11 protein-coding genes and 2 tRNA genes are annotated in these 14,859 nt (G+C 74.7%); 1 reads left to right on the plus strand and 12 read right to left on the minus strand.

Annotation, left to right across the window (positions count from 1 at the left end; genetic code table 11):
- Positions 1–44 precede the first annotated feature (44 nt).
- From ACFQBR_RS13230 to ACFQBR_RS13280, 11 genes are all read right to left on the minus strand, one after another.
- A tRNA-Thr gene (locus ACFQBR_RS13230) sits at positions 45–120 on the minus strand.
- A gap of 228 nt (positions 121–348) precedes the next feature.
- Positions 349–2,451 carry an AAA family ATPase gene (locus tag ACFQBR_RS13235; protein WP_378553440.1) on the minus strand — a complete coding sequence of 701 codons (2,103 nt, stop codon included), beginning with the start codon at positions 2,449–2,451 and terminating at the stop codon, positions 349–351.
- Between the two features lie 292 nt (positions 2,452–2,743).
- A complete protein-coding gene (locus tag ACFQBR_RS13240; protein ID WP_352983832.1) occupies positions 2,744–7,399 on the minus strand; it encodes an SbcC/MukB-like Walker B domain-containing protein in 4,656 nt (1,551 codons plus the stop codon).
- Positions 7,353–8,735, minus strand: a complete 1,383-nt coding sequence (locus ACFQBR_RS13245) for a TIGR02678 family protein (protein WP_344180396.1) — start codon at positions 8,733–8,735, stop codon at positions 7,353–7,355. Before ACFQBR_RS13245 ends, ACFQBR_RS13240 begins: the two co-directional genes overlap by 47 nt.
- On the minus strand, positions 8,735–10,243 hold the full coding sequence (locus ACFQBR_RS13250) for a DUF2397 family protein (protein ID WP_344180398.1): 1,509 nt from the start codon (positions 10,241–10,243) through the stop codon (positions 8,735–8,737). The genes ACFQBR_RS13245 and ACFQBR_RS13250 overlap by 1 nt, the downstream gene beginning before the upstream one ends.
- 179 nt (positions 10,244–10,422) lie before the next feature.
- Entirely contained in the window at positions 10,423–10,974 is a 552-nt protein-coding gene (locus ACFQBR_RS13255) for a hypothetical protein (protein ID WP_344180400.1), read from the minus strand.
- A 176-nt stretch (positions 10,975–11,150) separates the two neighbouring features.
- Positions 11,151–11,435, minus strand: a complete 285-nt coding sequence (locus ACFQBR_RS13260) for a hypothetical protein (RefSeq protein ID WP_344180402.1) — start codon at positions 11,433–11,435, stop codon at positions 11,151–11,153.
- A 12-nt stretch (positions 11,436–11,447) separates the two neighbouring features.
- The gene (locus ACFQBR_RS13265; protein ID WP_344180404.1) at positions 11,448–11,702 is read right to left on the minus strand and encodes a hypothetical protein; all 255 of its coding nucleotides are present in this window, start codon (positions 11,700–11,702) and stop codon (positions 11,448–11,450) included.
- Positions 11,703–11,717: 15 nt separating this feature from the next.
- A complete protein-coding gene (locus ACFQBR_RS13270; RefSeq protein WP_267946716.1) occupies positions 11,718–11,969 on the minus strand; it encodes a hypothetical protein in 252 nt (83 codons plus the stop codon).
- A 56-nt stretch (positions 11,970–12,025) separates the two neighbouring features.
- Positions 12,026–12,271, minus strand: coding sequence for a hypothetical protein (locus tag ACFQBR_RS13275; protein ID WP_267946717.1), 246 nt, complete (start codon positions 12,269–12,271; stop codon positions 12,026–12,028).
- Between the two features lie 582 nt (positions 12,272–12,853).
- A tRNA-Tyr gene (locus ACFQBR_RS13280) sits at positions 12,854–12,935 on the minus strand.
- A gap of 238 nt (positions 12,936–13,173) precedes the next feature.
- Here ACFQBR_RS13280 and ACFQBR_RS13285 point away from each other — a divergent pair.
- A complete protein-coding gene (locus ACFQBR_RS13285) occupies positions 13,174–13,671 on the plus strand; it encodes a YajQ family cyclic di-GMP-binding protein (RefSeq protein WP_267946738.1) in 498 nt (165 codons plus the stop codon).
- Between the two features lie 87 nt (positions 13,672–13,758).
- Here ACFQBR_RS13285 and ACFQBR_RS13290 read toward each other — a convergent pair whose 3' ends face one another.
- On the minus strand, positions 13,759–14,622 hold the full coding sequence (locus ACFQBR_RS13290) for a M48 family metalloprotease (RefSeq protein WP_344180407.1): 864 nt from the start codon (positions 14,620–14,622) through the stop codon (positions 13,759–13,761).
- Positions 14,623–14,859 lie beyond the last annotated feature (237 nt).

Genomic DNA, 14,859 nt, shown 5'->3' on the forward strand with positions numbered 1-14,859 from the left:
CTCCACCGGCCACCCACCTGAGTGGACCGGACCTCGTCAAGTGGTGGAGCCCCTTTACGGAATCGAACCGTAGACCTTCTCCTTACCATGGAGACGCTCTGCCGACTGAGCTAAAGGGGCGCGCTGTGGGGCTTGTGTCGACCGCCCCGGGGGTGTTGCCCCCTTGCGCTGGTCATGACTATACAGGGATTCGGGGGTGGTCTGCCAAATCAAAGGCGCCGGCGGCCCCGGCCTCCCGGACCGGCGGAGCGAAACCCCTGTTCGGAGCCGGTTTCCGGCCCTTCCGCGAGTCCGCATGTGATCCGGGCCGCTCCCGGCGTCCCTGGGCCGGGACGCCGGGGCCGGGCGTCAGAGCGCCCCGTCGGACACCCACACGTTGGACATGGCGTCCCTGTTGAGGGTGCGGATGGTCGCGGGCAGCCCGAGGCGGCGCAGCGCGTCGGAGAGCCGGGTGTCGTGCGTGAACACGATCAGCTGCCGGTGGCGGCCCACCTCCGCCAGGACCGAGGACAGCCCCTCGACGGTCTCGGTGTCCATCGCCTGGACGGGGTCGTCGAGCAGCAGGAAGCCGAACGGGTTGCCCTCCACCAGGGTGCGGGGCAGGCAGATGGACAGCGCCAGGGCCTGGAACTCCCCCTGGCTGAGCAGGCCGGGCGCGCTGGTCTGGTCGTCGACCCCGTCCACGGTCACGTCCACCTCGACCCGCCTCCGGGCGCCGCGCCCGATCAGGCGCATGCCCTGGAGGTCGATGTGGCGTTCCTGGCGCAGCCGGAACCACACCTGCTCGGCCTGTGAGGCGACCGGGCCGAGCCGTTCCGCCCGCAGTCCCCGGGCCTGGTCCGCCAGCCAGTTGAGGGCCGCCTCGGCGCTGTACAGGACGTCCCTGGCACGGAGGGCGTCCTGCGCTTCGTCCAGCCAGGCGGCGAGACGCTCGGCGAGGTCGCCCCAGCCTCCGCTGGGGTCCTCCAGCCGCTCGGTCGCGTCCCGGCGCGCGCTGATGGCGGCGGAGCGGAGCCGGCGGCCGACCGCCTCGATGTGCTCGGCCAGCTCGGCGAGGTCGGTGATGTCGGAGCCGGACTCCCACAGCGCCCACACCTGGCCCAGCTCGCTCTCCGGCGGCAGCCACCCGGGGACGGGGGAGAGCAGGAAGCGGGCCTGGTCCCGGGCGGCCGCGGCGCGCTCGTAGGCGGCCGAGGCCGGGGCGGCCTGGGTGCGCAGGGTCCTCAGCTGGGCGTTGGCCCTGCGGGCCCAGTCGGCGCCGAGGGCCCCCGGCGCGGAGCAGGTGGGGCAGGTGGTGTCGGAGGGGTGCCGCTTGTGGTGCTCCAGCGCCTGTTCGAGGAGCTGGACGACGCCGTGGGCGTGGTCGCCCTTGCTCCCAGCGGCCATGGCGAGCTCCATGGACGCCCCGCGCAGCTCGTTGACGACGTCGGCGATGACGGTCCGCTCGGGGACCGAGAGCCGCCGCAGGCGCCGCAGGACGACGTGCAGGGCGGGGTCGCTGGGCCCGTCGTCCTCGGCGATCCGGCGGAGCGCCTCGATGTCGAGGTGCTGCGCGCCGAGGAGGTGGACGGCCTGGGCGGCCCGGGGGTCGCCGGAGCCCCGGAGCGCGTCGACCAGGCGGCCGAGCTCCCGCGAGGGCCGGTCGCGCCGCTTGGCCAGGGAGTCGCAGACCTTGGCGAGCCTGCGCTCGGCCTCGGCCAGGCCGGTGAGGCCCAGGAGCGCGGTGAGCGTGTCGTAGAGCTCGGCCGAGCGCCCGGTGACGGTGCGCCCGAGCTCGTCGTAGGAGAGGAAGGGGCGGTAGCGGACGAGGCTCTCGCCCCAGTCGAGGGTGCGGAGCGGGGCCACCTCGCCGTTGGGTCGGACCACCTCGCCGCGCGCGGAGCGCACGCTCTCGCCGGTCCAGCGGCGGGTGATCCGGGTGGGGCCCTCGTCCCCGGCGACATGGATGTCGACGGTCGCCTCGGTGCGTTCGTCGTAGTGCAGGTTGCGCCAGCCGTCCCGCCACCCGGTCGGCATCGCGTCCCAGCGGGGGTTGCGCCCGGTGAGGGCGGCCTCGGCCGCCTCCGCGAAGCTGGACTTGCCGGAGCCGTTGCGGCCGACGATGACGGTGAGCCCCGGGCCGGGCGGGAAGGTCAGCTCGGAGGGGCGTCCGATCCCGCGGAAGCCCTGGACACGGATCCCGGTGAGGTAGGAGCGGCGGACCCGGCCCGGCGGCGCCGGCGCCGCCGACGGCCCGCCGGCGGCCGGGTCGGGGATGTGCTCGCCCTCGAGCAGCGCGGCGAGGGCGTCCTCGCCCCACAGTGCGGCGGTGACCCATGACCGGACCTCCCGTGGCAGCCCGGAGGCCGCCAGGGCGTCCAGGAGCGAGGTCGTGGTGGGGTCGTCCCCGGCCGGCGGGGCGCTCTGCGCGTCCGCACCGCCACCGTCGAACGTCTCGGGTACCCGAGTCACCTTCGTCACCCCGCTCTGTTGTCGTTGCCGCACAAGCAGACTAGGACAGGTGGGGAGGAAGCATTCGTGGTTCCCCCCTTCCCGGGCGCGCGGATCCGCTCCCTGCCCCGCCCTCCCGCGGGGGCCGGGCGGCGCTCCCCGGAGGGCTCTCCGCGCGGCGTCCGGCCGCCCCGCGCCGTCCCCGCGCGGGCAATGTGCGCTCCCCGTCCCCGGCCGGGGACGGGCCTGCGGGCGGCGTGCCCGGAAGGGGCCGCGCGCCGGGGCCGGAGGGCCCCGGGACGGGCCGCCGCGCTCACACGCCGACCAGGCGCCTCCTGCTGCCGTCCCACGTGAAGTGCAGTGTCGCGATGCCGGGGACGTTGGGGTCGCGCAGGCACTCGTAGATGTTGAGGCTCGGCACGCTGGCGAAGCAGCCCCACACGCGTTCGGAGGTCAGCACGAAGTCCAGGTCCAGTTCGACCAGGAGGCCGAGGAGGCGCCCGTGGGTGGGCTCGTCGACCTTCGCGAACGCGTCGTCCAGCAGGATGAGCCTGGGCGCCCACGAGGCGCGCGCGGCGAGCGCGTCGAAGTGCGCCGCCGCCGCGGCGAACAGCACCAGGTAGGCGACCACGCGCTGCTCGCCCTGGCTGAGGGCGGTGCGGTGGCCCAGGCGGCGCTCGTCGCCCGCGCCGTCGGTCACGTAGACGGTGAACGTGAACCAGGACCTGTAGTCGAGGGCGGCCCGCAGCTGGGCCCCGCCGGTGGCCGTGGGGTCCAGGCGGCGGATCGCCTCGATGCAGCGGCGCAGGGCGTCGCGCAGGCGGGTGGTCTGCACGCGGGTGCGCTCCTCGGCGGGGGTCGCCAGGAGCGGGACGACCGCCTCGACGTCGGCGCCCGCGTCGGGGGCCAGCCTCCAGTCCAGGCGCACGCCGAGGCCGGCGGAGGTGGTGACGTCCTTGAGGACGTCGTTCATGGTGGTGATGAGGGCGCGGGCCTCGTCGATCTGGCGGGCGAGGTGGCCGGCCAGCTCTCCGAGCAGGTGGCGCTCGAAGGCCTCCTCCTCGGCCACCGCAACGGCCTCGTCGGCGCGGGCGGCGGAGGCGGTGATCCGCTCGGCGTAGGCGGTGACGTCGTGGGCGCCGTCCTCGTCGTGGACCGTGAGGCGCTTGAGGCCGCGCGGCTCGCTGAGCTCGGTGCGGGTCTGCGCCCACCCGGCGGAGGTGAGCAGGCGGTGCAGGTCCTCGCGGCTGCTCAGGATGGCGCTGTCGTCCACCTCGGGCGCCCCGGCCTCCACCTGGGCGGCGAGTCCCTCCTCCAGCTGTCCGACGAACGCCTCCAGCAGGGCGAGCCGGGCGTCCGGGCCGGGCACGGGCGGCCCGGCGGCGGGGTCCGCGTCCGGCTCCCCGCCGTGGAGTGCGGAGTGGGCGAGGTAGGCGGTGAGGGGGCCGTCGTCCGCGGCGCAGGCGTCCAGGCCCGCGGCGCCCAGCAGGACGGCGTCCGGCACGTCGGTGTCGTCGATCCCCGTGCCGCCGGGGAGGGAGACCGCGCGGACGAGCCGCTCCCCCGCCGTGAGGGCGCGGCGCACCTGCTCGGCGCGCTCCTGGGTGGCGGCGACGAGCCGCGCCTCGGCGCCGACCCGCTCGTCGCGGGCGCGCTGGGCCCCGCGCTCGAGTTCGGGCAGCCGCCGGGCCGCCTCGTCGGCCCTGGCCCTGACCTGGTCCCGGGCCGCGTCGATCTGCTCGCCGGGCACGCCGCGGGCGCGGTCGCCGAGCTCGAACTGGCGGCGGACGGTGATCATGTCGTCGATGGCGGCGGCCCTGGCGTCCTCGGCCAGGACCCGTTCGGCGCGGGCCGCCCTCCACCCGGCGACGTGGTGCTCGTGGTCGGCCAGCTCCCAGGCGAGGACGTCGAGGTCCTTGAGCCCGGAGCCGACGAGGACGCGCAGGTGGTCGAGGGCGCGCAGGGCGCTGTCCAGCTCGGCGCGGACGCTCGGCAGGGCGTTGACGTCGGCCGAGGTCCGCAGGCGGGAGCGGATGTCGAGGAGTTCGGCGCGGCACTCCTCGGCGGCGCGGCCCGCGGTCGCGTGGGCGCGGCGGGCGGCGGCGACGTCCTCGCGGGCGACGTCCAGGACCGCCCGGGCGCGGATGAGCTGGGAGGGGTCCGGCAGGCTCCGGGACACCTCCAGGAGTTCGGCGTAGGACTGCTCGACGGCCCAGCGGCGCTCCCCCGCCTCGGCGAGGAGGGCCTCGGCGATGGCCATGCGCCGGTCGGTGTTGGCCGACTGGCGGTCGCGGGCCCGTTTGCGGGCGGCCTCGCCGATGTACTCGGGCTCGCTCTTGTCGTGGGAGCCGGAGGCCACGCCGAGGCGCCAGCCGCCGGTGAGCGACATGGAGCTGACGGTGGCGACGGAGCTGTCGCGTCGGTGCTTGGCCTCGGTGTCCTCGGCCGTGCCCGGCACGGGTTCGTCCTCGGAGTGCAGGGCGATGGAGGAGAGCAGGGTGCGGAGGCTGTCGTGGTTGACGCCGCGGTCGGGGGCGGCGACCGGGACGAGCACGTCGAGGAGGGTCCTGCCCTTGGCCTGCCGGGCGGGCGTGACCAGGATGTCGCGGGTGCCCGGGTCGTGGAGGGAGCCGTCCGCGCGGATCCACCCGGCGAGCAGTCCGCTGGCCTCCAGGGCGGCCTCCAGCCCGGCCTGTTCGCGGGTGCTGAGCCCGTCGGCGAAGTCGACGGCCAGGTAGAGGGGGGCGCCCTCGCCCCGGGGGCGCGGGTAGGTGGCCCACGGCGGGCGCTCCGGGGCGTGCTCGGCGTTGCCGGTGCGGCGCTCGGCGAGCTCGGCCAGTTCGTCGGAGAGCTGGCCCTCCTCGTTGACGGCGACGTCGCGCCGGGCGCGCAGGTCCTCCAGGAGGGGGGCGACGGCGTTGTTCGCGAGGCGGGAGACGGTGGAGGGCACGTCGGGGTCGAGGACCCTCAGGGAGTCGGTGATGGGCAGCTCGACGCTGCCCTCCAGCTCGTGGACGGCGTCGCCTAGCGCGTGGGCGTGGCTGGACTCCCGCAGGCGGGCGGCCCAGGCCCGGACCCCGTCGGCGTAGGCGGCGCTCTCCTCGCGCAGCGCGGCGACGGCGGCGCTCTCGCGGTCGTGGGCGTGTTCGAGCACGGCGTCCGCGCTCTCGGCCTCGCTGGTCAGGGCGACGAGGCGGCGGTCGGCCGCCGCCTCGGCCGTGGTGAGGCCGGTGAGGCGGGCGGCCATGTCGGCGCGCTCGGCGGACCGCTCCGCCGCGTGGGAGAGCTGGTCGTGGAGGCGCCCGAGGCGGTCGCGCAGGTCGTCGAGGTCGATGCCTTCGACGGGCTCGCGCTCGACGGCCTGTTCGAGCCCCTGGAGGTCGACCCGGGTGGCGCTCTCGCGCGGGGCGTGGACGGTGTCGAGCGTGTCCGGGACCTCCCCGAGGAGGGCGGGGTCGATCCCGGCGGCGGTGGCCGCGCGGGTGGCCTCGGCGTGGGTCTGGCGCAGGATGTCGAGCGCGCGGTCGATGGCGGCGGTGTCCTCGCCGAGCCGTTCGACGGTGTGCCGTTCGACCCGCTCGGCGTGCTCCGCGGCGACCCAGGCGGCCTCGGCGGCCCTGATGTAGGCGCCGACGGCGGCGTCGTAGGCGCGGCGCTCGTTCCCCGTGGCGGTGGCGGCGTTGTTCCGGGCCGCGGCGAGGGTGCCGTCGTCGGCCTCGGCGGTGTCGCGGGTGCGCCGGGCCTGGTCGCGCTCCTCGGAGATCCGGCTCTCCTCGGTGATGAGCCGGTCGAGTTCGGCGCGCAGGCGCTCGGTCTCGGCGGTCCGGCCCGCGGCGGCGTCGATCTGCTCGCGGACGTCGGCGGCGCGCGACCGGAGGGCGTGGACCAGGTAGCCGCGGTAGTCGTCGAGGAAGGCGGTGACCCCGGCCCCCGCCTCGCCGAGGGCGGTCTTCTCCGCCCGGGCCTGTTCGAGGTCGGCGATGTTGCGGGCGACCTCGTCCAGGACCGACTCGTCCATGGGCGGGAGGGCCTCGGAGAGGACGCCGACGAGCTCGCCGGCCTCCAGGCGGTCGCCGATGGTGGGGCGCCGGAGCCGGTAGAGGAGGTGGATGAGGTTGCGGTAGCGGACGGAGTCGTCGATGCCGAACAGGTCGTGCATCACGCGGGCCCGGTAGGGGACGGCGCTGGTGAAGCAGTTGTCCGCGCCGATCTCCGAGCGGAGCCGGTCGACGGGCTTGGGGCGGCCGTCGGTGACGAGTTCGAGGTCGTGTCCGACCCGGCGGTCGGTGACGAAGAACACGCAGCGCGGGTCGGAGTCGCCGACGGCCATGACGGCGGCGCCGAGGGTCAGGTGGCTCGGCCGGCCGCCCGGGGCGCCCGGTCCGGTCTGCTCCGCGGCGGGTCCGGGGCCCGGCGTCGCGGCGGCGAGGAGCGCGGACGCGCCGGCCGTCCCGGACGCGGCGAGCAGGGCGGAGGCGCTGTTGGGCCCGGTGGTGGCGCGGGCGGCGGCGTCGAGGCCGCGGTCGCCGCGGTCGGTGGTGAACTCGACCCACAGGTAGCCGAGGCGGGTGACGGGGCCGGTGTCGCCGTCGGCCTGCTCGGGCCCGGCCTCGTCGGCGGCCTCCTCGGGGCCGCCGAGCAGGTCGGGGCCCGTCTCCTCCGGCTCGGGCCGGCGTCCGGCCCGGGGGTCGTCGGCCATGAGCCAGCGCAGGCTGGTGCGGTTGGTGCCGGTGGTGTCCAGGCGGCGCACGTCGCCGTCCAGCAGGAACGGGAGCAGCATCTCCAGCGCCTTGGACTTGCCCGCGCCGTTGCGTCCGCGCAGCAGCAGGCGGCCCTCGGCGAAGTCGAGGACGTGGTCGTCGTACTGCCAGACGTTGCGGATGCCCGCGCGTTCGAGGCGGTAGCGCGGGGTGTCGGCGGGGTCAGCCGGAACTGCCCCCGGGGCCTCGCTGGTCTCCTGTGTCACCACTGGTCGCGCTCACCTTCTCGTTCGCCACCGCTTGCAGCACGGACGTCACCCGGCTCAGGTCGCCTCGGGGATCGGCGGGAGCGTCGGGCGGACCGTCTTCGTGGCCGGACCCGCGCGTCGGGGCGGCGTGCGTCCGGCTGTCTTCGCCATTGTCCTGGATCGGGGGGACGCGCTCGTCCACGTCGGCCCCGTACCGCGCCGCCGCGGCGGTGAGCCGCCACTCGCCGGGGCCTCCCCGCAGGAGTCCGAGGTCGGTCAGCAGGGTCGTGACGCGGGCGCTCAGCCGGTCCGGGTCGGGCACCTCGGGGCCGGCGGTGCGGGCCCACTCGGTCCGCGCGGGGGCGTCGGGGCCGCCCAGGGCGTCCAGAGCGGTGCGCAGTTCGCGGTCGGGCACGGGGACGGAGGTGGCGGGCATGCCGGGGTGCAGACGGCCGGAGAGGTGGCGGACGAGGGCGAGGGCCACCTGGCCGACGGGGTCGTCGGAGGGGAAGGCCGGGCGGGCGCCGGCCTCGTCGGGCATCACCATCGCGACGCCCTCGGCGCGCACCTCGGCGTCGCAGCCGAGCAGGTTGCCGAGCGCGGCGGCGGCCCGCCACTGGTGCGCGGCGAGGCGGTCCCTCTGGCGGTCGGGGAGATCCTCGCGGTAGACGACCGCGGTCTCGGCCAGGAGGCGGCGCAGGGCGGTCTCGCCCTGGTGTTCGCCGTCGGGGTCGGTGTCGACGGCGCTCGCGAGGAAGGAGTCCGGGTCGTCGGAGGCCTGCGGCAGGTGGGCGGCGACGGCGCGGACGACCGGTGTGCGGGGGCGGAGGGCCGGGTCCGCGGCGGCGTCGGCCCCGTGGTCGGCGACGCGGCCGGAGGTCTCGGTCAGCGCGCCGAGCGCGACCAGGTGTTCCAGGGCGGCGCAGAAGGCGCGGCGCTCGCCGAGCCCGCGGCCGGGATCGGCGTCGATCCCGGCCTCGTGCGCGGCGGCCCGGACCCGGAGGGCGAGCGCGCGGACGGTGGTGGGCCCGGTCTCCTCGACCAGGACGGCCAGGGCCAGCGCGAGGTAGGTGTGGGTGCGCGGCGTGAAGCGGGCCCCGTTGGCCCGGGTGGGCCGGTGGACGACCTCGTCGACGAGGCCGCGTTTGACCAGCCGGGCGTGGTCGTCGCCGACGTCGAGCCGGTACCCGAGCACGCGCTGGAAGCGCTGGACGAGCCACTCGGCGTGGGAGCGCACGAGGGACAGCTCCGCCGGATGGGCGGCCCGGGTCAGCAGCGGGTGCGCCAGGAGCGCGCGCGCCGCGGACTGGCGTTCGCCGATGAGCGCGGCGTCCTCGCTGTAGGCGTCCGTCTCCATCACCCCCACGGTCGGGTCCGGTCGGCGGACAGGTCGATCGGCCCCGTGGTCTCGACGTCCGGGTCCGGCCCCGGCAGGCCGCCGGCGGTTCCGGGCGCCTCGGCGGAGGGCGCGGACGGGTTCCCGACGGTACCCGGTCCGGGCCGCCGGTCCCCCGTCACGGGGGCGTCGGCCGGGAGGGGCGCTCCGTCGTCGGTCCCGGGTCCGGTCGGCTCCTGCGCGGGCCCGCGCCCGCCGTCGGGCCCGGCCGGGGCGGTCCGTGTCCCGCCGTCCCCGGGCCCCGCGGACGGGGTGGCGAGGAGGCCGCGGACCGGGGGGGCGTCGTACCGGGGGGCCGTGCGGCCCGGGGGTTCCGGGGCGGGCGTGTACGGGGTCGACGGGTCCAGGGGGTCCGCGGCGGGCGAGTACCGGGACGGCGGGTCCAGGGGGTCCGGGCCCAGGGCGTGGGGGGCGTCAGGGGCCGCCGGGGCCGGGGTGTACGGGGCGGGCGTGTACGGGGTCGACGGGTCCAGGGGGTCCGCCTCCGTGGGGTCCGGAACCGTGGACGCGGGGTCCTGTGGCGGGAGGTGCGGGTCCTGTGCCGGGGCGTCCGCCGGGTCCCGGTCCGGAGGGTCCTGTGCCGGGGCGTCCGCGGCCGCCGGGTACAGCGGGTCCGGGCCGAGGGGGTGCGGGGCGGAGTCGTCCGACGCGGCCGTACCCGGGGCGTCCGGCTCGGGGACGGGCGTGTACGGGGTCGACGGGTCCAGCGGGTCCGGATCGAGGGCGGGCGCGGTCACCGGGTCCCCGGAAAGGGGACCGGAGCCGGTCCGGGCGGCGGGCGGGGCCCACCCCGCGGGCGCGAGGAGGCCCGGGAATCCGTCGTCCTCGACGGTGTGCTGGTCGTAGGAGGTGACGCGCAGGCGGAGTCCCTCCAGGGTGAGTTCCCCGCCCTCGCCCCGGATGGTGACCTCGGCCCCCGGGGCGGCGCCGACGTGCAGGCGCAGGGAGAACTCCAGGTCGCCGGCGGAGGTGGGGCGGCGGCTTGCGTCCCCGGAGCCGAGGGCGGCGGTGAGGAGCTCCATGAGGACCTCCATCCCGGCTCCGGACAGGTCCAGGCGCGCCCGCAGCGGGGTGGGCTCGGTGAGCAGGGCGCGGATCTGCGAGGCGCCCGCGCGGCGCCAGTGGGCGGAGGACTCGGCGGCGTCGCGCAGGCGGGCCTGCTGCGCGCGGTGGTCGCGGACGGGCTCGGGCAGCCGGGAGCCCGGGTGCTCGGTGACGGTGCTGCGGTCGGGGGCCGCCTGCCACCAGCTGGTGGTGGCGGCGACGCCCTCGTCCGTCTGCCCCTCCAGGTGGAGGGCCGGGTGCAGGCCGTAGGCGGCGGTCGCGAGGGCGTCGGCCCGGTCGGGGCCGGCCTCCTCGAACCAGGAGGCCAGGCGCAGCAGAGCCGCGCGGCCGTGCCGCGGCCCCGGCCGTCCGCCGGCGCCCTGTACGTCGTCCCCGCGGGTGTCCGCGCGCTCGTTGAGTGCCACAACTCAGCAGACTAGAGACCTCCCGGGCGCGCCACGCCCGGTTCCGGACTGTCCGGTCCCGCCGACCTGCCCCTACCACCCACTCTGACCAGGAGGTTTGTGCATTTTCGGAACTTTAGGACGATTCTTGGGGGCCGTGGGAGAGGCGAAGCCCACCCGGCCGCGCCGGACCGCCCGCCTCACTCCGGGGTCGGCACGGAGAGGCGCCCGCCGTCCGCGTCCTCCAGCGCCTGGCGCACCTCCGGCGTCATGTCCTCGTCGTACCCGGTGATCGTGTAGGTCGAGAAGTACGGTGTGCCGTTCACGTCGACCGGGTCGCCGAGTTCGACCTCGACCTCGTAGGGCTCGTCCTGGCAGCCCCGGTCCATGCACCAGGTCCCGTACAGGTCGCCCGTGCCCGACGCGGTCTCGTCCGTCCACTCGGGCCACTCCAGGCCGGAGAAGGACGTGAACTCGGTGGCGACGTACTCGACGGGGCGCTGGTCGTCGAACCCGTTCTCGTCGCCGTACATGTTCAGGACGTGGGCGCCGTCGCCCCGGGCCCCCTGGCCGGAGCCGCCGCCCTCCTCGGAGCCGTCGCCCTCCCCGGGGTCGGGGCTCGCCCGGTCCTCGGGGCTCTCCGTGGCCTGCGGGGCGCCGGTGCCCTCGGGCAGCCTCGGGGTGGTCTCCTGCTGTCCGCAGGCGGTGGCCGCCAGCAGCAGGGCGGCCCCCGTCAGGATCATGCGCTTCATCTCGCCTCTCGCCTCCTCCGTCGGGGCCCGGGACGGCCCCCGGCCGGCCCGCGCGGGGACGCGCCCGGGACCGCCGAACCGATGGGTTGCGTCGAGGCCCCCCGGCGGCTGCCGGGGGGCCTCGACCTACTGCTCTGTTCCGTCACTGTGGGGCCGGAGCCCCGTGACGCCGGGACCTAGTGGTACCCGTGACCGCCGTCGTGCTCGGCGCGGTCCTGGCTGATGTTGGTGGTCGACGGACCGTTGACGCAGTCGCCCGTGGTCTGCGGCGACAGGATCGGCACGTTGACACCGGCCAGGCCCACAGCCAGCTCCATGTTGCAGAGCTGAACGGGGACCAGTTGCAGGTTCTGGTTGAACTGCTGGTCACCGCCGTGCGAGGCGGACGCGGGCGAGGCGAGGAGCATCGCTCCCAGCGCTGCACCGGCGATGGCGGTGGCAGCCGCGAACTTGCGCAGCATGCTGACCCCCCGCTAGTCGATGTTGTGGCTGATCGGGCCGTTGACGCAGTCGCCCGTGGTCTGCGGCGACAGGATCGGCACGTTGACGCCCGCCAGGAGGCCGACGGCCAGCTCGGTGTTGCAGAGCTGGACGGGAACCAGCTGCAGGTTCTGGTTGTACTGCTGGTCGCCGCCGTGCGAGCCGGAGGCGGAGGCCGGGGAGGCCGCGAGCATGGCGCCCAGGGCGATTCCGGCGATGGCGGTGGCAGTCGTGATCTTGCGCAGCATGTCTGGAATCCCCTGCTAGTCGATGTTGGTGCTGATCGGGCCGTTGACGCAGTCGCCGGTGGTCTGCGGCGACAGGACCGGGATGTTCACGGCGACCAGGCCGATGGCGGCGCTGGTGTTGCAGAGCTGGACCGGAATGGCCTGCAGGTTCTGGTTGTACTGCTGGTCGCCACCGTGGGAGCCGGAGGCGAGGGCCGGGGACCCGGTGAGAACGACGCCGAGAGCGGCGCCAGCGACGAGACCGGCAACGCCGAGCTTACGCAGCATTGAATTGCCCTTCGAGAAAGTGTGAGACATCGTCACGGTCGAACGAATTGCCGGAATTAGCTGATGTTGGTGCCGATGGGGCCGTTCACGCAGTCGCCCGTGGTCTGCGGCGACAGGATCGGCACGGTCACGGCGACCAGACCGACGCTGCCGGTCAGGTTGCAGGACTGGATCGGGACCAGCTGGAGGTTCTGGTTGAACTGCTGGTCGCCGCCGTGCGAGGCGTGAGCGGGAGCCCCCATGAGGAGAGCGCCCATCGCGGCACCGGCGACCAGGCCGGCAACGGCCATCTTCTTGATCATGTTTCCCCCGGGAAATCATTACGAGGCATTGACAGAAAAAGACTCAGGCGCTTGCTGCACCTGTGTCGCGGTGGACTGGTGCAATCATCATCCGCCCCCCGTTTTTTGTCAACGCCGAAACCCCGGAATCGCTTTGTCCATATTGCCGTCAGGGTTCTTTTTGCGCCATGCGCAAATGGATTGATTGACCTTCTTTTCGCGCGACACGCACAAAGGCCCGGTACTCGGTCGAGGGGTGGCCGTACCGGCGAACCGGGCACATCCACCGCTAACGCCACAGGAGCACCTTCGCCCCGTGCGCGGAACCGCCCGTGGAGACGGAGAAACCGCAGCTCAGGGCGGGGTCGGCCGCGTGGTCGGGGAGTGGTTCCGGTCGGACCGGAAGCAGGGCTCGCCGTTACTCCGCCGTGTCCCGAACGCGACACATTCGCGATCAGCCGAATCCCGGGAGGCGGCGGATCCGCGACGGCGGGAGCCGGACCGGATCGGGGTGGGCCGGGGCGAGGAGGGCGCCGGGCCGACGGGTCCCGGACACACGACGGGGCCCCGGCACCTGATGGTGCCGGGGCCCCGATCCCAGGGTGGCAGGTGAAGGATTCGAACCTTCGAAGGCTAAGCCGACGGATTTACAGTCCGCTCCCATTGGCCGCTCGGGCAACCTGCCTGGGCTGCGGCGACGGTGTTCGTCGCGACGCATGAACGAGAATAGCGGATGATCCGCCCGAACCTGTAATCGAATACCCGGAGCGCGTCCCGAGCAGGGGCTTCCGGCACCCTGAGCAGGTCACGGCTAAGCTCTGAAGCCTGCCCGGGCCGGGGATCCGGCACGGGCGGACGTGTACCCACGCGGGCGTCCCCACAGGCGCCCGCGATCCATGAGACCAAGCGGGATGTGAGCGAACGTGGCCGCCGAATCCAGTTTCGACGTCGTGTCCAAACTCGACCGTCAGGAGGTCGACAACGCCCTGAACCAGACGGGCAAGGAGCTGTCCCAGCGGTTCGACTTCAAGGGCACCGGAACCACCATCGCCTGGCAGGGCGAGGACGGGATCGAGATCAGGAGCACGTCGGAGGAGCGGGCGAACGCCGCCCTGGAGGTGTTCAAGGAGAAGCTGGTCAAGCGCAAGCTCTCCCTGAAGATCCTCGACCCGGCCGAGGAGCCCAAGATCTCCGGCAAGGAGTACCGGCTTCCCGTCGGCCTCAAGGAGGGCATCACCTCCGAGGACGCCAAGAAGATCTCCAAGCTGATCCGGGACGAGGGCCCCAAGGGGGTCAAGGCCCAGATCCAGGGCGACGAGCTGCGCGTCAGCTCGAAGAAGAAGGACGACCTCCAGGCTGCCCAGAACCTGATCAAGGAGAAGGACTTCGACCTGGCCCTCCAGTTCGTGAACTACCGCTAGCCGGCGGTCCGCGGCACCGGCACGGCGACGGCCGCTCTCCCCTCGCGAAGGGGGAGGAGCGGCCGTCGCCGTGCCGGGGAGGGGTCCCTACCCCCCCATGTCCCACCGGCGGCGCAGGGCGTACAGGCGGCGGATGCGCTCGCCCGTCGGCGGGTGGGCGGCGAACAGCCGCCCCACCCCGGTCGGGAACGGGTTGGTGGTCATCACGTGCGCCGACGCCAGCAGGCCGCGGTCGCGGGGCAGGGGGTAGCGCCGCGCCCCCTCCTCCAGCTTGGTCAGCGCCTCGGCCAGCCCGATCGGGTCCCCGGTGAGTTCGGCGGCCTTCTCGTCGGCGCGGAACTCGCGCCCGCGCCCCACCCCGAAGTGGACGACCAGGGCGGCGAGCGGCGCCAGCGCCGCCACCATCAGCCCGCCCAGCAGGTCGGGCATGTCCGTCTCCTCCGACTCCCCCAGCGGGAGCAGGAAGGTGACCACCGTCATCGCGGTGATGACCGCGGTGAGGGTCGCCGCCACCGAGCTGATCAGGGTGTCGTGCGAGCGGATGTGCGCCAGCTCGTGGGCGATCACGCCGCGCAGCTCCCGCTCGTCGAGGGTGCGCAGCAGGCCCGTGGTGCAGCAGAGCGCGGCGCGGCGCGGGCTGCTGCCGGTGGCGAAGGCGTTGGGCGAGCGGATCGGCGACAGGTACAGCCTGGGCATGGGCTGCCGGGCGGCGGTGGCCAGCTCCCGGACGATCCGGTACAGCTCGGGGCGCTCGATCTCGCTGACCGGCCGGGCCCTCATGGCCCGCAGGGCCAGCGACTCGCCGAACAGGTAGACGAGCACGCCCGCGCCCACCACCAGGGCCACGGAGAACTGCGCGCCCTTCTCGGCCCCGCACAGCCAGCCGACCACCACGACGAGGACGGCGGCCCCGACGAACAGACCGACCGCACGGGCCACGTTGACGTGCACGCCGCCACCTCCTCGCTCAGCCGGTCCTCGACCGTGAATGCGTACATGGTGACAAACGTGCGGGTCGACGTCTTGCGTTCCCCATGTGACGGGCTGTCGGTCACATCCCGGTTGCGGATGACCTCACACCGCCCGACGGGGTTCCGGTGTGACAATCGCCACCCGGCCCACGTCCGGCCTTTCCCGACGACCTATAGTGCGATCGTGGCCCTTATCACTCCGAACTCCAGGCCGACG

The organism is Nocardiopsis tropica (assembly GCF_042660575.1).
GTDB lineage: Bacteria > Actinomycetota > Actinomycetes > Streptosporangiales > Streptosporangiaceae > Nocardiopsis > Nocardiopsis tropica.